Source organism: Streptomyces sp. SDr-06 (assembly GCF_003324565.1).
Lineage (GTDB): Bacteria > Actinomycetota > Actinomycetes > Streptomycetales > Streptomycetaceae > Streptomyces.
On sequence record NZ_QOLA01000022.1, the window covers coordinates 48812 to 67129 of the forward strand.

General features: G+C 71.4%; 19 protein-coding genes. 18 read left to right on the forward strand and 1 reads right to left on the reverse strand.

The genetic code is table 11. From position 1 onward, the window contains the following. Positions 1-83: 83 nt before the first annotated feature. Positions 84-1625, forward strand: coding sequence for a signal recognition particle protein (ffh, locus tag DT019_RS31725; protein WP_114040421.1), 1542 nt, complete (start codon positions 84-86; stop codon positions 1623-1625). 230 nt (positions 1626-1855) lie between these two features. Continuing rightward, positions 1856-3700: an ATP-dependent zinc metalloprotease FtsH gene (gene ftsH, locus DT019_RS31730; protein WP_411292756.1), complete on the forward strand. Its 1845-nt coding sequence runs from the start codon at positions 1856-1858 to the stop codon at positions 3698-3700. A 43-nt stretch (positions 3701-3743) separates the two neighbouring features. Here ftsH and DT019_RS31735 read toward each other — a convergent pair whose 3' ends face one another. Further along, positions 3744-4607: an SAM-dependent methyltransferase gene (locus DT019_RS31735; protein ID WP_114040423.1), complete on the reverse strand. Its 864-nt coding sequence runs from the start codon at positions 4605-4607 to the stop codon at positions 3744-3746. 206 nt (positions 4608-4813) lie between these two features. Between DT019_RS31735 and proS the strand changes: the two genes are divergently transcribed. The 16 genes from proS to dprA all read left to right on the forward strand — a co-directional run bounded on the left by proS (position 4814) and on the right by dprA (position 18116). After that, positions 4814-6232 carry a proline--tRNA ligase gene (gene proS / locus DT019_RS31740; RefSeq protein WP_114040424.1) on the forward strand — a complete coding sequence of 473 codons (1419 nt, stop codon included), beginning with the start codon at positions 4814-4816 and terminating at the stop codon, positions 6230-6232. A gap of 283 nt (positions 6233-6515) precedes the next feature. After that, a complete protein-coding gene (locus tag DT019_RS31745) occupies positions 6516-7118 on the forward strand; it encodes a hypothetical protein (protein ID WP_114040425.1) in 603 nt (200 codons plus the stop codon). Between the two features lie 238 nt (positions 7119-7356). Then, positions 7357-7794, forward strand: coding sequence for a 30S ribosomal protein S16 (gene rpsP / locus DT019_RS31750; protein ID WP_053727931.1), 438 nt, complete (start codon positions 7357-7359; stop codon positions 7792-7794). 2 nt (positions 7795-7796) lie between these two features. Continuing rightward, the gene (locus DT019_RS31755) at positions 7797-8036 is read left to right on the forward strand and encodes an RNA-binding protein (protein ID WP_005311361.1); all 240 of its coding nucleotides are present in this window, start codon (positions 7797-7799) and stop codon (positions 8034-8036) included. 243 nt (positions 8037-8279) lie between these two features. Beyond that, positions 8280-8849 (forward strand): ribosome maturation factor RimM, encoded by a 570-nt coding sequence (gene rimM, locus DT019_RS31760; RefSeq protein WP_114040426.1) that lies wholly within the window; start codon positions 8280-8282, stop codon positions 8847-8849. After that, positions 8849-9670 (forward strand): tRNA (guanosine(37)-N1)-methyltransferase TrmD, encoded by an 822-nt coding sequence (gene trmD, locus DT019_RS31765; RefSeq protein ID WP_114040427.1) that lies wholly within the window; start codon positions 8849-8851, stop codon positions 9668-9670. Before rimM ends, trmD begins: the two co-directional genes overlap by 1 nt. A 126-nt stretch (positions 9671-9796) precedes the next feature. Next, on the forward strand, positions 9797-10147 hold the full coding sequence (rplS, locus tag DT019_RS31770) for a 50S ribosomal protein L19 (protein WP_053727934.1): 351 nt from the start codon (positions 9797-9799) through the stop codon (positions 10145-10147). A 57-nt stretch (positions 10148-10204) separates the two neighbouring features. Further along, complete coding sequence (lepB, locus tag DT019_RS31775) at positions 10205-10978, forward strand: signal peptidase I (RefSeq protein ID WP_114040428.1); 774 nt, start codon at positions 10205-10207, stop codon at positions 10976-10978. Beyond that, positions 10971-12170, forward strand: coding sequence for a signal peptidase I (gene lepB / locus DT019_RS31780; protein ID WP_114040429.1), 1200 nt, complete (start codon positions 10971-10973; stop codon positions 12168-12170). The genes lepB (DT019_RS31775) and lepB (DT019_RS31780) overlap by 8 nt, the downstream gene beginning before the upstream one ends. Further along, complete coding sequence (gene lepB / locus DT019_RS31785) at positions 12112-12969, forward strand: signal peptidase I (RefSeq protein ID WP_114040430.1); 858 nt, start codon at positions 12112-12114, stop codon at positions 12967-12969. The genes lepB (DT019_RS31780) and lepB (DT019_RS31785) overlap by 59 nt, the downstream gene beginning before the upstream one ends. A gap of 102 nt (positions 12970-13071) precedes the next feature. Next, positions 13072-13812: a signal peptidase I gene (lepB, locus tag DT019_RS31790; protein ID WP_114040431.1), complete on the forward strand. Its 741-nt coding sequence runs from the start codon at positions 13072-13074 to the stop codon at positions 13810-13812. 5 nt (positions 13813-13817) lie between these two features. Next, positions 13818-14303, forward strand: a complete 486-nt coding sequence (locus DT019_RS31795; protein WP_114040432.1) for an NUDIX hydrolase — start codon at positions 13818-13820, stop codon at positions 14301-14303. A 55-nt stretch (positions 14304-14358) separates the two neighbouring features. Then, positions 14359-14667, forward strand: coding sequence for a DUF2469 domain-containing protein (locus DT019_RS31800; RefSeq protein ID WP_003965949.1), 309 nt, complete (start codon positions 14359-14361; stop codon positions 14665-14667). A gap of 290 nt (positions 14668-14957) precedes the next feature. Further along, positions 14958-15335: a YraN family protein gene (locus DT019_RS31805; RefSeq protein WP_114040433.1), complete on the forward strand. Its 378-nt coding sequence runs from the start codon at positions 14958-14960 to the stop codon at positions 15333-15335. Between the two features lies 1 nt (position 15336). After that, entirely contained in the window at positions 15337-16953 is a 1617-nt protein-coding gene (locus tag DT019_RS31810) for a YifB family Mg chelatase-like AAA ATPase (protein WP_114040434.1), read from the forward strand. Beyond that, complete coding sequence (gene dprA, locus DT019_RS31815) at positions 16950-18116, forward strand: DNA-processing protein DprA (RefSeq protein ID WP_114040435.1); 1167 nt, start codon at positions 16950-16952, stop codon at positions 18114-18116. The genes DT019_RS31810 and dprA overlap by 4 nt, the downstream gene beginning before the upstream one ends. Positions 18117-18318: the final 202 nt, after the last annotated feature.

The following is an 18318-nucleotide window of genomic DNA, read 5'->3' on the forward strand; positions in this document are numbered from 1 at the left end:
GCACCCCCGCGCACCTCCGCCGCCCGGGATACCCTGGGGGACGTTCACCCGCCCGCCCCACGAGCCGAGGACCCGCGACCACCGTGTTCGATACCCTTTCCGACCGCCTGAGTGCGACGTTCAAGAACCTCCGGGGCAAAGGACGCTTGAGCGAGGCGGACATCGACGCCACGGCGCGCGAGATCCGCATCGCGCTCCTGGAAGCCGACGTCGCGCTTCCCGTAGTCCGCGCCTTCATCAAGCAGGTCAAGGAGCGCGCGTCCGGCATCGAGGTCTCCCAGGCCCTCAACCCGGCCCAGCAGGTCATCAAGATCGTCAACGAGGAGCTCATCGGCATCCTCGGCGGCGAGACCCGGCGCCTGCGGTTCGCCAAGACCGCGCCCACCGTGATCATGCTCGCGGGCCTCCAGGGTGCCGGTAAGACCACCCTCGCCGGAAAGCTCGGCAAGTGGCTCAAGGGCCAGGGCCACTCCCCGCTCCTGGTGGCCTGTGACCTCCAGCGCCCCAACGCCGTCAACCAGCTGAGCGTCGTCGCCGAGCGCGCGGGCGTCGCGGTCTACGCGCCGGAGCCGGGCAACGGCGTCGGCGACCCGGTCAAGGTGGCGCAGGACTCCATCGAGTTCGCCCGGTCCAAGCAGTACGACGTGGTCGTGGTCGACACCGCCGGCCGCCTCGGCATCGACCAGGAGCTGATGCAGCAGGCCGCGGACATCCGCGACGCCGTCAGCCCCGACGAGGTCCTCTTCGTCGTCGACGCGATGATCGGTCAGGACGCGGTGAACACCGCCGAGGCCTTCCGCGACGGCGTCGGCTTCGACGGCGTGGTGCTCTCCAAGCTCGACGGCGACGCCCGCGGCGGCGCGGCGCTCTCGATCGCCCACGTCACCGGCAAGCAGATCATGTTCGCCTCCAACGGCGAGAAGCTGGAGGACTTCGACGCCTTCCACCCGGACCGGATGGCGTCCCGCATCCTCGACATGGGTGACCTGCTCACCCTGATCGAGCAGGCGGAGAAGACGTTCAGCCAGGCCGAGGCCGAGAAGATGGCCTCCAAGCTGGCGTCCAGCAAGGGCAAGGACTTCACGCTCGACGACTTCCTGGCCCAGATGGAGCAGGTCCGCAAGATGGGCTCCATCTCCAAGCTGCTCGGCATGCTGCCCGGCATGGGGCAGATCAAGGACCAGATCAACAACATCGACGAGCGGGACGTGGACCGCACCGCGGCCATCATCAAGTCGATGACCCCGGGTGAGCGCCACGACCCGACCATCATCAACGGCTCGCGCCGCGCCCGTATCGCCAAGGGTTCCGGCGTAGAGGTCAGCGCGGTGAAGAACCTGGTCGAGCGGTTCTTCGACGCCCGCAAGATGATGTCCCGGATGGCCCAGGGCGGCGGCATGCCGGGGATGCCCGGGATGCCGGGCATGGGCGGCGGCCCCGGCCGGCAGAAGAAGCAGATCAAGCAGGCCAAGGGCAAGCGCAAGAGCGGCAACCCCATGAAGCGCAAGGCCGAGGAGGCCGCGGCCGCCGAGCGCAAGGCGCAGGGCGGCGCGCTCGGGCTCCCGTCCGCCGAGGAGCAGAAGAACTTCGAGCTGCCCGACGAGTTCAAGAAGTTCATGGGCTGACCGCTCGCGGTCCTGTGCGTGGGGCGCCCTCCGGCCGGTCCGGGGGGCGCCCCTTCGCGTGCGGGCGACCCGTCGGACCCGCCCGGAATGCCTTCTCTATACGGGTCTCCAATAATGGCGCGTACCGGCCCTGAGGAGAGCACGTGCCCACATCCGTACCCCCGCGCGACCGCCCCGACCAGCCGTGGCGCTCGGAAGGGGCGCCCCCGCCGCCCGCGCCGAAGAGGAAGATGCCCGGCGGCTGGGGCCGGCTGATCCTCACCGCGCTGATCGTCTACCTGATCACCAACCTGATCCTGTCGTTCTTCAACGAGGGCGACGAGCCGACCGTCTCGTACACCGAGTTCAGCAAGCAGGTCGCGGCCGGCAACGTCTCGAAGATCTACGCCAAGGGCGACGCCATCCAGGGCCAGCTCAAGAACAAGGCGCCCGTCCCCTCCGGCGAGGGCAGCGGTGACTACACGAAGTTCACCACCCAGCGGCCGACCTTCGCCGACGACAACCTGTGGAGCCAGCTCACCAAGCAGGGCGTCACCGTCACCGCCGAGCCGGTCGTCGAGCACCGCAGCTTCCTCTCCAACCTGCTGATCTCGCTCGCCCCGATGCTGCTGCTCGTTGTCCTGTGGCTGTTCATCGCCCGCCGCATGAGTGCGGGCATGGGCGGCGGCGCCGGCGGCATGCTCGGCCGCAAGACGCCGCCCAAACCGGTCGAGATGGCCGACGGCAAACGCACCACCTTCGAGGACGTGGCGGGCATCGACGAGGTCGAGGGCGAGCTCAACGACGTCGTCGACTTCCTCAAGAACCCCGGCGCCTACCACCGGATGGGCGCGCGGATGCCCGGCGGCGTGCTGCTCGCGGGCCCGCCCGGCACCGGCAAGACGCTGCTCGCCCGGGCGGTCGCGGGCGAGGCCGGGGTGCCCTTCTTCTCCGCCTCCGCCTCCGAGTTCATCGAGATGATCGTGGGCGTCGGCGCCTCACGCGTACGCGAACTCTTCGCCGAGGCCCGCAAGGTGGCCCCCGCGATCGTCTTCATCGACGAGATCGACACCATCGGCCGGGCCCGCGGCGGCGGCTCCGGCATGGGCGGCCACGACGAACGCGAACAGACCCTGAACCAGATCCTCACCGAGATGGACGGCTTCTCCGGCTCCGAGGGCGTCATCGTGCTCGCCGCCACCAACCGGGCCGACGTCCTGGACCCGGCCCTCACCCGGCCCGGCCGCTTCGACCGCATCGTCCACGTCAGCCCGCCCGACCGGGGCGGCCGCGAGGCCATCCTGAAGATCCACACCCGTGAGATCCCGATGGCGCAGGACGTCGACCTGGAGCAGGTCGCCCGCACCACGCCCGGCATGACCGGAGCCGACCTCGCCAACCTCGCCAACGAGGCCGCCCTGCTCGCCGTCAAGCGTCAGCAGCGCGAGGTCACCCAGTCCGACCTCTCCGACGCTCTCGAAAAGGTCCAACTCGGCGCCGAGCGGCCCCTGGTGATGCCGTACGAGGAGCGCCGCCGCACCGCCTACCACGAGAGCGGGCACGCCCTGCTCGGCATGCTCCAGCCCGGCGCCGACCCGGTCCGCAAGGTCACCATCGTGCCCCGGGGCCGGGCCCTCGGCGTCACCCTGTCCACCCCCGACGCCGACAAGTACGCCTACACCGAGGAGTACCTGCGCGGCCGGATCATCGGCGCGCTCGGCGGCATGGCGGCCGAGCAGCTCGTCTTCGACGTGATCACCACCGGCGCCGAGAACGACCTGGAACAGGTCACCAGCATCGTGCGCGGCATGGTCGGCCGCTGGGGCATGAGCGAGAAGATCGGCCCGCTGTCCGCGCTGCCCGGCGACGCCCAGCAGGCCTACGGGCTCTCGGCCGCGCCCGGCACCCTGGACGCCATCGCCGTCGAGATGCGCCGCATCGTCGACGAGTGCTACGACCGGGCCCGCCTGCTGCTGAGCGAGAACCGCGACAAGCTGGACGCGCTCGCTAAGGCGCTGCTGGCCAACGAGACCCTGGAGGAGGAGGCGGCCTACCGCGCGGCCGGGATTCCCCGCCTGTCCAAGGCGGGGAGCTAGTGGCCCGCCCCAACTGGCCTGCGGACCAAGGGGGTTGTGACCGTCAGGGCGTACGGGCGATCAGATAGCGGAAGACATTCGGCATCCACACCGTGCCGTCGCGCCGTACATGCCCGTGCAGCGCCTCGGTGAGCTCCTTCTCCACCTGCGCCTGGTCGGTCGCGCGGGCCGCCGCGTCGAAGGCGCCCGTCGACATCAGGCCGCGTATCGCACTGTCCAGATCCGCGTAGCCGAACGGGCAGGCCACCCGGCCCGAACCGTCCGGCCGCAACCCGGCACGCGCGGCCACGTCCTCCAGGTCGTCACGGCGGCTCGGCCGCCAGCGCGGGGCCTCGCTCAGCCGGGACGTCAGCCGGGTCGCCACCCGCAGCACGCCCGAGGTCGCGCACCGCTCCGGCGGCCCCCAGCCGACCAGCACCACCGCACTGCCGTGCTCGGCGAGGCGGACGGCCCCTTCCAGGGCCGCCACGAGCCCCTCGGTGTCACCGGCCGCGCAGCCGACCGGCTCGAAAGCGGTGATCAAGTTGTACGGGGGACGGCCCGGCTCCGCCGCGTCGGCGGGCCCGCCCGTCACCACCCGGCTCGCACCCATCCCCGGCGCGCCGTCCCAGCCGGGCTCGGGCACCAGCCGGTCGCGCGCCAGCGCCAGGCGCGCCGCGCGCTCGGGACGGTCGACACCGGTGACCACCGCCCCGCGCGAGGCCGCGATCAGCAGGGCGAGCCCCGATCCGCAGCCCAGCCCGAGCAACCGGGTGGCAGGCCCCACGTCGAGCCGTTCGTACGCCGCCTCGATGAGGGGGACCAGCATCCGTTCCTGGATCTCCGCCCAGTCCCGCGCGCGCTCGGACGTGCCCGCCGAGGGGGCGGAGGCCGTGCGGGACTGATGCCGGACGAGCGTTGGTGTCATGGAAAGCGCCCCAATCGCCGAGAGGTCAGCTGTGCCCTGATTGACAGCCCCCCGTGAATGTCCGTACGCACTTCCCCCGTATGCCAGGGAACTCCGCATCCTGCCCCGCGTCCAGAGGGCGGAGCCATCAACCGCGTAAAGCGCGGACCGGGTGCGGCCGGAAGCCGATTCACGCTCCACGACCCTTGCGCCGTACCATTCGCGCCATGGCAAAGGCACCCGTTCTCACGCCCCAGGCGGAAGACTTTCCCCGCTGGTACCAGGATCTGATCAACAAGGCCGAGCTCGCGGACAACGGTCCCGTGCGCGGCACCATGGTGATCCGGCCGTACGGATACGGCCTGTGGGAGCGGATGCAGCAGGAGATGGATGCCCGCATCAAGGACGCGGGCGCCCAGAACGCCTACTTCCCGCTCTTCATCCCCCAGTCTTACCTGACTCGCGAGGCTGAGCACGTCGAGGGCTTCGCGCCCGAGCTCGCGGTGGTCACGCACGGTGGCGGCAAGGAGCTCGAAGAGCCCGTCGTGGTGCGCCCCACCTCCGAGACGATCATCAACGACTACTTCTCGAAGTGGGTCCAGAGCTACCGCGACCTGCCGCTGCTCATCAACCAGTGGGCGAACGTGGTCCGTTGGGAGATGCGCCCGCGCGTCTTCCTCCGTACGAGCGAATTCCTCTGGCAGGAGGGCCACACCGCCCACGCCACCTACGAGGACGCCCGCGACTACGCCGCCCGCATCCACCGGGACGTCTATGCCGACTTCATGATCAACGTGCTCGGCATCGACGTGGTCCTCGGCCGCAAGACCGCCAAGGAGCGCTTCGCCGGAGCCATCAACACCCTCACCCTCGAAGGGATGATGGGCGACGGCAAGGCCCTCCAGATGGGCACCAGCCACGAGCTCGGCACCAACTTCGCCAAGGCCTTCAACACCCAGTACCTGTCCAAGGACGGCAAGCAGGAACTCGTCTGGCAGACCTCCTGGGGCGTCTCCACCCGCATGGTCGGCGGGCTGATCATGTCGCACGGCGACGACAGCGGACTGCGGGTGCCGCCGCGGCTCGCCGCCGTCCAGGTCGTCGTCATGGCGATCAAGGGCGACGAGGCCGTCGCCAAGGTCCGCGAACTCGGCGACCGCCTCAAGGCCGCGGGCCTGCGCGTCCAGGTCGACGACCGCGTGGACACCCCGTTCGGCCGCCGCGCCGTGGACTGGGAGCTCAAGGGCGTACCGGTACGCATCGAGATCGGCCCGCGCGACCTGAAGAACGGCACCGCGATGCTGGCCCGCCGCATCCCCGGCGGCAAGGAGGCCGTGTCCAGCGACGCGGCCGCGCTCGCCGCACTGCTGCCCACCGTCCTCGAAGAGGACCAGGCGCTGCTCCTGCGGCAGTCCCGCGAGCGCCGCGAGTCCCGCACGAGCGACGTCGCCACCCTCGCCGAGGCCGCCGAGGCGGCCGTGGCCGGCGGCTGGGCGCGCATCCCGTGGGCGGACCTCGGCCCCGAGGGCGAGGCCAAGCTCGCCGAACAGGCCGTGTCCGTACGGTGTCTGGTCGCCGAGGACGGGTCGGTGCCCGAGACCGACGACGCACCCGGTATCGTCGCGATCGTGGCCCGCGCCTACTGAGCGGAACCCGTGCGGTCCGAGCGGTGGCCGACAAGCCACCCCGACTCGGCCGAAACACCTCTTGCCCATCAGATGACAACGACCGTCCCGGCGCGCACACTTCAGCTACGCGCCGGGGCGTACGCGCCGCTACGTCATACCTTGGTGTGAGCTGTGAGCCTTCTCCGCAGATCAGCGCACCCGCCCTCGTCCGCGCGCATCAATGCCAACTGACGGGTACGAGCAAATTATTTGGGATGGCCCGGAATAGGAACACAGCGGCCCTGCGGCTCGTTGTCACGACGTGAGCACGACACCACCTGTTCTCGCCGCAGAGCTGGCACAGGCGTGGGCCGACATTCAGCGGTACCACTCCGAGCTGCCGGACCTAGCCGCGCCCGAGTCCCTGATCGGAGAGTCGTCGTCCGCCTGTGGCGCCGAGCTCTCCTTCGAGCGACTGCTCCATGAGGCAGTCCACGGCATTGCCGCCGCCCGCGGTGTCCGCGACACCTCCCGCGCCGGCCGCTACCACAACCGGAGATTCCTGGCGATCGCCGAGGAGCTCGGCCTCGACCACCCGGAGGAACCGCATCCCAGCAGCGGCTTCTCCCTGGTCACGCTGAACGCCGAGGCAAGGCGCCGCTACCGGCCCACCATCGAACGGCTGCAGCGCGCACTGAAGGCGCACACCGTCGCCACCGCCGCCGACACCAAGCGCTCCTTCCGCGGACCTGCCGCCCGGCACGGCTCCTCCGGCGGCGGCGTGCGGGTCAAGGCCGTGTGCGACTGCGGGCGCAACGTACGCGTCGTCCCCTCCGTGCTCGCCCAGGCGCCCATCGTCTGCGGCGGCTGCGGCAAGCCGTTCCGCATCCCGGAAGGGGCCGAAGTGGTCGCCGCGGTCGGCTGACCCCGGGTCCGGCCGCCGGCAGGGGCGGCACGGGCCCGTGGAAGCGGATCCACCGGGGGTGCCCCACGGACCCCCGGCGTGCGCACTCCAGGCGTGTGGCACAATGGCTAGCTGTACTCGACAGCCGCACAGGAACCCTCTCGCCTCCGGCTGACGCGTCCATCGGGCACCCGAGTACCGCAACCCCACGTGGCATCTCATGTGCCCAACCACGTCAAGACCAGGAGACACCACTCCAGTGGCAGTCAAGATCAAGCTCAAGCGCCTCGGCAAGATTCGCCAGCCGCACTACCGCATCGTCGTCGCCGACGCCCGCACTCGCCGTGACGGTCGCGCGATCGAGGAAATCGGTCTGTACCACCCGACGTACAACCCGTCGCGCATCGAGGTCAACGCCGAGCGTGCGCAGTACTGGCTGTCCGTCGGCGCCCAGCCGACCGAGGCCGTCCTCGCCATCCTGAAGCTCACCGGCGACTGGCAGGCGCACAAGGGCCTCCCGGCCCCCGCGCCGCTGCTCCAGCCGGAGACGAAGGAAGACAAGCGCGCTTCCTTCGAGGCCTTCGCCAAGACCCTCGAGGGCGACGACGCCAAGGGTGAGGCCATCACCCAGAAGGCGAAGAAGACCGAGAAGAAGGCGGACGAGGCCGAGGCCGCCGCCGAGTCGACCGAGGCCTGAGCATGCTCGAGGAGGCTCTCGAGCACCTCGTGAAGGGCATCGTCGACAACCCCGACGACGTGCAGGTCGCCTCGCGCAACCTGCGCCGGGGGCGCGTGCTGGAGGTCCGGGTCCACCCCGACGACCTCGGCAAGGTGATCGGCCGCAACGGCCGTACCGCCCGCGCCCTGCGCACCGTCGTGGGCGCAATCGGCGGTCGTGGCATCCGCGTCGACCTCGTCGACGTGGACCAGGTCCGCTGACCAGTTGGGTCGCTTTACCTAGATACGCCGGCTCGGGCCGGGGAGGGCTTCTGGCCCTCCCCGGCCCGTAGTCGTATACAGGGCCATACAGGCCATACAGGCCGTACAGCCCATACAGGCCGCAGAGGCCATAGTGGTACGAAGGCCCCGGATGTACGAGACCGGGGCGCCCGGCCCGGACCCCGCGGCCGGGCGAAGGCCGCGGCCGCACCCAGGCCGCAGTTGTCCGAAGGAGAAGCAAGCGTGCAGTTGGTAGTCGCGCGGATCGGCCGCGCCCACGGCATCAAGGGCGAGGTCACCGTCGAGGTGCGCACCGACGAGCCGGAGCTCAGGCTCGGCCCCGGCGCCGTACTCACCACCGACCCGGCATCGGCGGGCCCGCTGACCATCGAGACCGGCCGGGTGCACAGCGGCCGGCTGCTGCTGCGCTTCGAGGGCGTGCGCGACCGCAACGCCGCCGAGGCCCTGCGCAACACCCTCCTCATCGCCGACGTCGACCCGGCCGAACTGCCCGAAGAGCCCGACGAGTACTACGACCACCAGCTCATGGACCTCGACGTGGTGCTCGCCGACGGCACCGAGGTCGGCCGCATCACCGAGATCACCCACCTGCCCTCGCAGGACCTCTTCATCGTGGAGCGGCCCGACGGCACCGAGGTCATGATCCCGTTCGTGGAGCAGATCGTCACCGAGATCGACCTGGAGGCGCAGCGCGCGGTCATCGACCCGCCGCCCGGCCTGATCGACGACCGCGCCGAGATCGCCTCCGCCCGCGACGACGAGCCCGGCGAAGAGACCGAGGGCCGGAACTGATGCGGCTCGACGTCGTCACGATCTTCCCCGAGTACCTCGACCCGCTGAACGTCTCGCTGGTCGGCAAGGCCCGCGCCCGCGGCCAGCTCGACGTCCACGTCCACGACCTGCGGGACTGGACCCACGACCGGCACAACACCGTCGACGACACCCCCTACGGCGGCGGCCCCGGCATGGTCATGAAGACCGGGCCCTGGGGCGACTGCCTGGACGAGACGCTCGCGAACGGCTACGAATCCGGCGCGCACGGGCCCGTCCTGGTCGTGCCCACCCCCAGCGGCCGCCCCTTCACCCAGGAACTCGCCGTCGAGCTCTCCGAGCGGCCCTGGCTGATCTTCACGCCCGCCCGCTACGAAGGCATCGACCGCCGCGTCATGGACGAGTACGCGACCCGGCTGCCCGTGTACGAGGTGTCCATCGGCGACTACGTCCTGGCCGGCGGCGAAGCCGCGGTGCTGGTGATCACCGAGGCGGTGGCCCGGCTGCTGCCCGGCGTCCTCGGCAACGCCGAGTCCCACCGCGACGACTCCTTCGCGCCCGGCGCCATGGCCAACCTCCTCGAAGGCCCCGTCTACACCAAGCCCCCCGAGTGGCGCGGCCGCGGCATCCCCGACGTCCTGCTCAGCGGCCACCACGGCAAGATCGCCCGCTGGCGCCGGGACGAGGCGTTCAGGCGCACCGCCCTCCACCGGCCCGACCTGATCGAACGCTGCGAGGCCACCGCCTTCGACAAGAAGGACCGCGAAACCCTCTCCATCCTCGGCTGGGCCCCCGAGCCCGGCGGCCGATTTTGGCGCAGGCCCCAGGACGTGGAAGAATAGGCCGCTGCTGTACGCCCGGCCGGCGCCCCTGCCACAGGGGGAACGACGCCCGCCCACCGCGCCCGGCACCCCATCCATCTCGAACGCCGCTGATGACCTGTGGCATCAGTGAGGAAGTAGTCAGTCATGGCAAGCCTGCTCGACTCCGTCAACGCCGCCGCGCTGCGCAGCGACGTCCCGGCCTTCCGCCCGGGTGACACCGTCAACGTCCACGTCCGCGTCATCGAGGGCAACCGCTCCCGTATCCAGCAGTTCAAGGGCGTCGTCATCCGCCGCCAGGGCGCCGGTGTCTCCGAGACCTTCACCGTCCGCAAGGTCTCCTTCTCCGTCGGCGTCGAGCGCACCTTCCCGGTGAACTCCCCGATCTTCGAGAAGATCGAGGTCGTGACCCGCGGTGACGTCCGTCGCGCCAAGCTCTACTACCTCCGTGAGCTGCGCGGCAAGGCCGCCAAGATCAAGGAGAAGCGCGACCGCTGAGCCCCCGGCTCACACGCGCGTACGGGTCCGACGGCGGCCGGATAAGCTCTGGCCCCGATGGACACCGAAGCACAACACACGGAGCGCGACCCTTCCGCCACCCCCGATCCGGGGCCCGCGGAAGAGTCGCGCTCCGCGCGTTTCACCGCCCTGGCCGACCACCTCGACGGGCCCTGGCGCAAGGCCGGAGCACTGTTCGCGCTCTGCGTCGTCTTCCTGCTGCTGCTCAGCCACTTCGTGGTGCAGCCCTTCCTCATCCCCAGCGGATCCATGGAACCCACCCTCCACGTGGGCGACCGGGTCCTGGTCAACAAGCTCGCCTACCGCTTCGGCGCCGCCCCCGGGCGCGGCGACGTCGTCGTCTTCGACGGCCGGGGCTCCTTCGTACGCGAAGGGGACGAGGGGAACCCGCTGGGGCGCGCGGTGCGTTCAGCAGGAGCGGCGCTCGGCCTCACCGAGCCCGTCGAGACCGACTACGTCAAGCGCGTCGTCGGAGTCGGCGGGGACCACGTGGTCTGCTGCGACCGGCGGGGGAGGATCCAGGTGAACGGCACGGCCGTCGACGAGCCCTATCTGCACCCCGGAGACAGCCCCTCCCAGGTGCCCTTCGACATCGTCGTACCCGACGGCACCCTGTGGGTCCTCGGCGACCACCGCTCCCGCTCCAGCGACTCCCGCGACCACCTCGGCGACCCCGGCGGCGGCATGGTGCCCGTCGACCGCGTGATCGGGCGCGCCGACTGGATCGGCTGGCCCTTCGGCCGGTGGACCTCGGTGGGCGGCTCCGGCGCCTTCGCGGACGTACCGAGCCCGGGCGGGGGACATGGGTAGCCGCGGGCGGTCGCGAACCCCCGCCCCCGCCCCCGCTCCCGACCAGCCGCTGCCCACCGGCACCCGGCCCACGTCCGGCGCCCAGGGACGGCGCGGCCAGAGCGGCCGGGCCGAGCGGCGCAGGCTCGCCCGCAAGGTCAAACGGCGCCGGCGCAGGTCGGCCGTGCGCGAGATCCCGCTCCTGATCGTCGTCGCGCTGCTCATCGCCCTCGTCCTGAAGACGTTCCTCGTCCAGGCCTTCGTGATCCCGTCCGGCTCGATGCAGCAGACCATTACCATCGGCGACCGCGTCCTCGTCGACAAACTCACCCCCTGGTTCGGCTCGGAACCGGAGCGGGGCCAGGTCGTCGTGTTCAAGGACCCCGGCGGCTGGCTCAAGGACGAACACAAGGCGTCCTCGGGCGAGGACCCCGTCGTCGTCAAACAGGTCAAGCAGGGCCTGACCTTCATCGGCCTGCTCCCCTCCGACAACGAGCAGGACCTGATCAAGCGGGTCATCGCGGTCGGCGGCGACACCGTGAAGTGCTGCGACAAGGACGGCAGGATCACTGTCAACGGCCGGCCGCTCGACGAGCCGTACGTCCACCCCGGCAATCCGCCCTCCCTCATCCAATTCGAGGTAAAAGTTCCGCAAGGCCGGATCTTCGTCATGGGCGACCACCGGTCCAACTCCGCGGACTCCCGGTACCACCTCGACGACGGCCACCAGGGGACCGTCCCGGTGAGCGGGGTGGTGGGCCGCGCGGTGGTCGTGGCCTGGCCTTTCGCACACTGGCGCCGGCTGGAGGTGCCCTCCGCGTTCGGCCCGGTGCCCGCCGCGCCCGGCGGCTCGGCCCTCGGTATGTCGCATAGGGTGTCGTCCCGGGAACCGGCGGTGGAGCCGGACCAAGCGAGCCAGCCCCCGACCCCTGCGGAACTCCCGCTCGTTATGGGAGTGGTGGGCCTGAGCCTCGTACGGGCCAGGCGGTGGCACAGAGTGAGGAGTGGATGTGGGGGATTTGGCGGTCGGCGCACGATCCGGACGCGAAGAGCCGGAGGAGCGGCCGGAGAACGAGCTCGCCGATTCCTCCCCGGGATCCACCGCGGGGCCGGCCTCCGCGGAACCGGCGGACAGCCCCGCGACCGAGCACACGGTGCCCGCGCAGGACAGTGGACCCAGCGACGGCGGACCCGGCGGCGAAGGCCCCGGTGACGGCGAGGGGCGCGCCCCCAAGAAGCCGCGTTCCTTCTGGAAGGAACTGCCGCTGCTCATCGGCATCGCGCTCGTCCTGGCCCTGCTGATCAAGACGTTCCTGGTGCAGGCCTTCTCGATTCCCTCGGACTCGATGCAGGACACCCTTCAGCGCGGGGACCGGGTGCTGGTCGACAAGCTCACCCCGTGGTTCGGCGCCGAGCCGCAGCGCGGCGAGGTCGTCGTCTTCCACGACCCGGGCGGCTGGCTCGACGGCGAGCCCACCCCGAACCCGAACGCGGCGCAGAAGTTCCTCAGCTTCATCGGCCTGATGCCGTCCGCCGAGGAGAAGGACCTGATCAAGCGGGTCATCGCGGTCGGCGGCGACACGGTCGAGTGCAAGAAGGGCGGCCCGGTCACGGTCAACGGCAAGGCGCTCAAGGAGCCGTACATCTACCCCGGTGACAGCGCCTGCGACGACATGCCGTTCGGTCCGATCAAGGTGCCATCGGGCCGGATCTGGGTGATGGGCGACCACCGCCAGAACTCGCTGGACTCCCGCTACCACCAGGAACTGACCGGTGGCGGCACGGTCTCCACCGACGAGGTCGTCGGCCGCGCCTTCACCATCGCCTGGCCGCTCAACCGCATCGACTGGCTCGGCGTCCCGGACACCTTCGACCAGCCCGGCCTGAGCGCGATGGGCACGGCGGCGCCCGCCGCCGTCGGCCTCGTCGGCGCGGTGCCGATGGTGCTGTGGCGGCGCCGCAAGCTCCTTCAAGCGCAGGTCAAGGCGGAAAGCCCGGTCGCCAAGGGCTGACCCGCGGGCGTACCGCCGGGTAGGGTGCGGTCCCGGATCGTCGATCTCCGGAGCCCGGGGTGCGCCACGCACCCCGGGCGCTGCCGGAAAGGGAGCGCTGCGATGAGCGGTAACGGACTGGACCACGACGGCCGCGGCCGCAGTCTCGGCAGTGTGCTGTCGGGACTCGCCGTGGCCGTCGGCTGTGTCCTCTTCCTCGGCGGATTCGCCTGGGGGGCCGTGCAGTACAAGCCGTACACCGTGCCCACCCAATCCATGTCGCCGACCGTCAAGGCCGGCGACCACGTGCTCGCCCAGCGCATATCCGCCGGTGACGTCCGGCGCGGTGACGTCGTCGTGTTCACCGACAAGACCTGGGGCGACATGCCCATGGTCAAGCGGGTCGTCGGCATCGGGGGCGACACCGTGAAGTGCTGCGGCACGGACGGAAAGCTCACCGTCAACGGCCGCGCCGTCGACGAACCGTATCTGCACGGCAAGACCCCCGCCTCCGCCTCGTCCTTCGACGCCAAGGTCCCCCAGGGGCAGGTCTTCCTGCTCGGCGACGACCGGTACGTCTCGATGGACTCCCGCGTCCACCTGGACGACGCCACCAACGGCTCGGTCCCGCTGACCGCCGTGACCGCGAGGGTGGACGCCATCGCCTGGCCCATGGACGGCATGCTGGGGCGCCCCTCGGGCTTCGAGGACCTGCCCGGCGGCATCTCCCGGCCCGGCCCGCTGAAACTGGTCCTGGGCGCCGTCGTGACCGGCGCCGTGCTGATCCTGCTGGGCGCCGCCCACGGACCGATCGCCGCCCTCGCCCGGCGCGGCAGGACCCGCGCCGCCGCGCCCGCGAGGTGACGCCGATGACCGAGCCGCGCAAGGTCGCCCGGGTCATCCTGCTCGACCCGGACGACCGCATCCTGCTCATGCACGGGTACGAGCCCGAAGACCCCGCCGACACCTGGTGGTTCACCCCCGGCGGCGGCTTGGAGGGCGACGAGACCCGGGCCGAGGCGGCCCTGCGCGAACTCGCGGAGGAGACCGGGATCACAGACGTCGAGCTCGGCCCGGTGCTGTGGCAGCGGACCTGCTCCTTCCCCTTCGACGGCCGCCGCTGGGACCAGGACGAGTGGTACTACCTGGCCCGCACCAGCCAGACCGAGACCGCCCCCGGCGGCCTGACGGAGCTGGAGCGGCGCAGTACCTCGGGCCTGAGGTGGTGGACCTCCGCCGAACTGTCGGCGGCGCGTGAGACGGTGTACCCGACCAGGCTCGCCGAGCTGCTGCGCACGCTGCTCGACGAGGGTCCTCCGCACGCGCCGGTGGTCCTGGCCCCGGAAATCGTTTAGGGGCCCAGGAGGCTGACGCACAATAGGGGGACGCACGGCTGAAGGGGAACATGCCATGAGCGCCGAGGACCTCGAAAAGTACGAGACCGAGATGGAGCTGAAGCTCTACCGGGAGTACCGCGACGTCGTCGGTCTGTTCAAATACGTGATTGAGACCGAGCGGCGCTTCTACCTCACCAACGACTACGAGATGCAGGTGCACTCGGTCCAGGGCGAGGTGTTCTTCGAGGTGTCGATGGCGGACGCCTGGGTGTGGGACATGTACAGGCCCGCCAGGTTCGTCAAGCAGGTACGCGTGCTCACGTTCAAGGACGTGAACATCGAGGAGCTGAACAAGAGCGACCTCGAACTGCCCGGCGGCTGAGCGCCGGGCGGCCGGGCCTCGGGCGACTGAGCCGCCACGGGCCGGTCGGCCCGGGCCGCAGGGTTCGTCCGGGCGGCGCGGCGGGCTTGAGCGGGGCGCGGGGGAGGGGCGGGGCCGGACCAGGGACGAGGGGCAGGCCCAAGCCGGGGTGAGGAGCAGGGGCAACCCGGGGTGTGGGGCGCGGAACGCCCCCTTCGAGTGGCGGAGTTTTCCACAGCCGAAGCGTTGTCCACCAAGATCCACTTCCTGCGGCCGGATGCGTGACAGTCGGTGCCGGAGGTGGTGCCGACATGAACGCTCGCGGAGCACTCGGAAAGTACGGCGAAGACCTGGCGGTACGGCTGCTCGAAGCAGCCGGAATGACAGTCCTGGAACGCAACTGGCGCTGCGGCAGGACCGGAGAGATCGACGTCGTCGCCCGCGACGACACGTCCCCCGGCGGCCCCGCGCTCGTCATCTGCGAGGTCAAGACCCGCAGGGCCGGCGACTACGAACACCCCATGGCCGCCCTCACCCCCGCCAAGGCCGACCGGCTCCAACGCCTCGCCGGCCACTGGCTCGCCGCCCACGGAGGGCCACCGCCCGGCGGTGTGCGCATCGACCTCATCGGCGTCGTCCTGCCCCGCAAGGGCGCCCCGCGCGCCGAACACGTGCGAGGGGCGGCCTGACATGGGATTCGCACGCACCTGCTCCGTCGCCCTCGTCGGCGTCGAAGGAGTCGTCGTCGAGGTCCAGGCCGACCTCGAACCCGGCGTCGCCGCCTTCACCCTCGTCGGCCTCCCCGACAAGAGCCTCGCCGAAAGCCGCGACCGCGTACGGGCCGCCGTCGTCAACTCCGGCGACACCTGGCCCCAGAAGAAACTCACCGTCGGACTCAGCCCCGCCTCCGTACCCAAGAGCGGCAGCGGCTTCGACCTGGCCATCGCCTGCGCGATCCTCGGCGCCGCCGAACGCATCGACCCCCGCGAACTCACCGACCTCGTCATGATCGGAGAGCTCGGCCTCGACGGCCGCGTACGCCCCGTACGCGGCATCCTGCCCGCCGTCCTCGCCGCGGCCGAAGCGGGCTACGAACAGGTCGTCGTCCCCGAACAGACCGCCGCCGAAGCCGCCCTCGTCCCCGGCATCTCCGTCCTCGGCGTCCGCAGCCTGCGCCAACTCGTCGCCGTCCTCACCGACGAGGCGGTCCCCGAGGAGGAGCCCGCCGAAAAGGGCCGCCCCGACGCCATGCTCGCGGGACTCGTCGTACCGGGCGCCGGAGCCGGCACCGGCCTGACCACGGGCCCCCGCGACGGCGACCACGACCTCGTCGACGTCGCGGGCCAGCACGCCGCCCGCGCCGCCCTCGAAATCGCCGCAGCAGGCGGCCACCACCTGCTCCTCTCCGGCCCACCCGGCGCCGGAAAAACCATGCTCGCCGAACGACTCCCCGGCATCCTGCCGCCCCTCACCCGCCAGGAATCCCTCGAAGTCACCGCCGTCCACTCCGTCGCCGGCATCCTCCCGCCCGGCGAACCCCTCGTCCGCCGCGCCCCCTACTGCGCCCCGCACCACTCCGCCACCATGCAGTCCCTCGTCGGCGGCGGCAACGGCCTCCCACGCCCCGGCGCCGTCTCCGTCGCCCACCGCGGCGTCCTCTTCCTCGACGAGGCCCCCGAGTTCGCGGGCAAAGCCCTCGACGCGCTCCGCCAGCCACTCGAATCCGGGCACGTCGTCATCGCCCGCAGCGCCGGAGTCATCCGCCTGCCCGCCCGCTTCCAGATGATCCTCGCCGCCAACCCCTGCCCCTGCGGCCGCCACACCCTGCACGGAGCGGGCTGCGAATGCCCCGCCTCCATGATCCGCCGCTACCAGGCCAGACTCTCCGGACCCCTCCTCGACCGCGTCGACCTCCGCGTCGAAGTGGAACCCGTACGCCGCGAAGACCTCCTCGGCGGAGGCGGCCGCGGCGAACCCAGCGCCGTCGTCGCCGAACGCGTCCTCGCCGCCCGCGACCGCACCGCCGCACGCCTGCGCGACACCCCCTGGAACAACAACAGCGAAGTCCCCGGACACGAACTGCGCACCCGCTGGCTCACCGCCCCCGGCGCCCTCACCGGCGCCGAACGCGACATGGAACGCGGACTGCTCACCGCCCGCGGACTCGACCGCGTCCTGCGCGTCGCCTGGACCATCGCCGACCTCGCCGGAGACGACCGCCCCGACGCCGGACACGTCGCCCTCGCCCTCGAACTGCGCACCGGCATCTCCCGAGGCGCCCCCATGCCCACCGGGAGCACCCCATGAACACCCCGCGAGCCAGCGCCGAACGCCTCGCCAGAGCCGCCCTCACCCGCGTCATCGAACCCGGCGACGAACGCGGCGGCCGCTGGCTGCGCACCTACGGCGCCGTCGACCTCATGCGCCGCCTCACCCACCCCCAAGGCCCCGAGGACGACCTGCCCGGCGCCAGCACCGCACGACTCGAAAGCCACCGCCGCCGAGCCGCCCTCGCCGACCCGGTCCAGGACCTCGCGACCGCCACCGCCGCCGGAGCCAGATTCCTCATCCCCGGCGACGAGGAATGGCCACGCCAACTCGACGACCTCGCCGACGCCCGCCCCGTCGGCCTGTGGGTGCGGGGCCACAGCGACCTGCGGATCTGGGCACTGCGCTCCGTCGCCGTCGTCGGCGCCCGCGCCTGCACACCCTACGGAGCCCACATGGGCGCCGTGCTCGGCTCCGGCCTCGCCGAGAAAGGGTGGGTCGTCGTGTCCGGCGCCGCCGCCGGCATCGACGGAGCCGTCCACCGCGGCACCCTCGCCGCCGGCGGCGCCACCATCGCCGTCCTCGCCTGCGGAGTCGACGTCGTCTACCCCCGCGGGCACGCCGAGTTGATCGGACGCATCGCCGAACAAGGCCTCCTCGTGGGCGAATTGCCACCCGGAGACCACCCCACGCCCAGCCGGTTCATCCTGCGCAACCGCGTCATCGCCGCCCTCACCCGAGGAACCGTCGTCGTCGAAGCCGAATACCGCAGCGGCTCACTCGTCACCGCCCGCGCCGCACAGAAACTCGGCCGCTTCACCATGGGCGTCCCCGGCCCGGCCACCAGCGGCCTCTCGGCCGGCGTCCACGAACTCCTGCGCGGCGAAGCCGTGCTGGTCACCGACGCCGCGGAGATCATCGAACTCGTCGGAGACATGGGCGAACTCGCACCCGCCCGCCGCGGACCCGTCCTGCCCCGCGACCTCCTGGCCCCCACCACCGCCCGCGTCCTGGAAGCCCTCCCCTCACGCGGCGCCGTCGCGGCCCGCGACCTCGCCCGCGAAGCCGGAACCAGCACCGACGAAGCGCTCGGCCGGCTCTACGAACTGCACTCCCTCGGCTTCGTCGAACGCGTCGGAGACAACTGGAAGTTGACGGCCGACGCCCTGCGCCCGGCGGGCGCGCGGCGAGGCGGTGCTTGACCTGGAGCAATCGGGTGACAAGGTGAGGAGCGATGTCCACCGCGGGCCGCACGACAGCGCTTTCGGGGCCGACGCGCGGCGCGACGGCCCCCACCTGCGACTGCGCCGCACCCGGTGCCGACGACCGCGCCCTGCCGCCGGGCCTTCGCGCACCGCGACAGCCCAGTCACGCTACGCTCACGAGGATCCCCGACCGGACACG

Coding starts and splice junctions, on each gene's coding strand:
- ftsH (WP_411292756.1), top strand. CDS start 1,856: ATGCCCGGCGGCTGGGGCCGGCTGATCCTCACCGCGCTGATCGTCTAC.
- DT019_RS31735 (WP_114040423.1), bottom strand. CDS start 4,607: ATGACACCAACGCTCGTCCGGCATCAGTCCCGCACGGCCTCCGCCCCC.
- proS (WP_114040424.1), top strand. CDS start 4,814: ATGGCAAAGGCACCCGTTCTCACGCCCCAGGCGGAAGACTTTCCCCGC.
- DT019_RS31755 (WP_005311361.1), top strand. CDS start 7,797: ATGCTCGAGGAGGCTCTCGAGCACCTCGTGAAGGGCATCGTCGACAAC.
- trmD (WP_114040427.1), top strand. CDS start 8,849: ATGCGGCTCGACGTCGTCACGATCTTCCCCGAGTACCTCGACCCGCTG.
- rplS (WP_053727934.1), top strand. CDS start 9,797: ATGGCAAGCCTGCTCGACTCCGTCAACGCCGCCGCGCTGCGCAGCGAC.
- lepB (WP_114040428.1), top strand. CDS start 10,205: ATGGACACCGAAGCACAACACACGGAGCGCGACCCTTCCGCCACCCCC.
- lepB (WP_114040429.1), top strand. CDS start 10,971: ATGGGTAGCCGCGGGCGGTCGCGAACCCCCGCCCCCGCCCCCGCTCCC.
- lepB (WP_114040431.1), top strand. CDS start 13,072: ATGAGCGGTAACGGACTGGACCACGACGGCCGCGGCCGCAGTCTCGGC.
- DT019_RS31795 (WP_114040432.1), top strand. CDS start 13,818: ATGACCGAGCCGCGCAAGGTCGCCCGGGTCATCCTGCTCGACCCGGAC.
- DT019_RS31800 (WP_003965949.1), top strand. CDS start 14,359: ATGAGCGCCGAGGACCTCGAAAAGTACGAGACCGAGATGGAGCTGAAG.
- DT019_RS31805 (WP_114040433.1), top strand. CDS start 14,958: ATGAACGCTCGCGGAGCACTCGGAAAGTACGGCGAAGACCTGGCGGTA.
- DT019_RS31810 (WP_114040434.1), top strand. CDS start 15,337: ATGGGATTCGCACGCACCTGCTCCGTCGCCCTCGTCGGCGTCGAAGGA.
- dprA (WP_114040435.1), top strand. CDS start 16,950: ATGAACACCCCGCGAGCCAGCGCCGAACGCCTCGCCAGAGCCGCCCTC.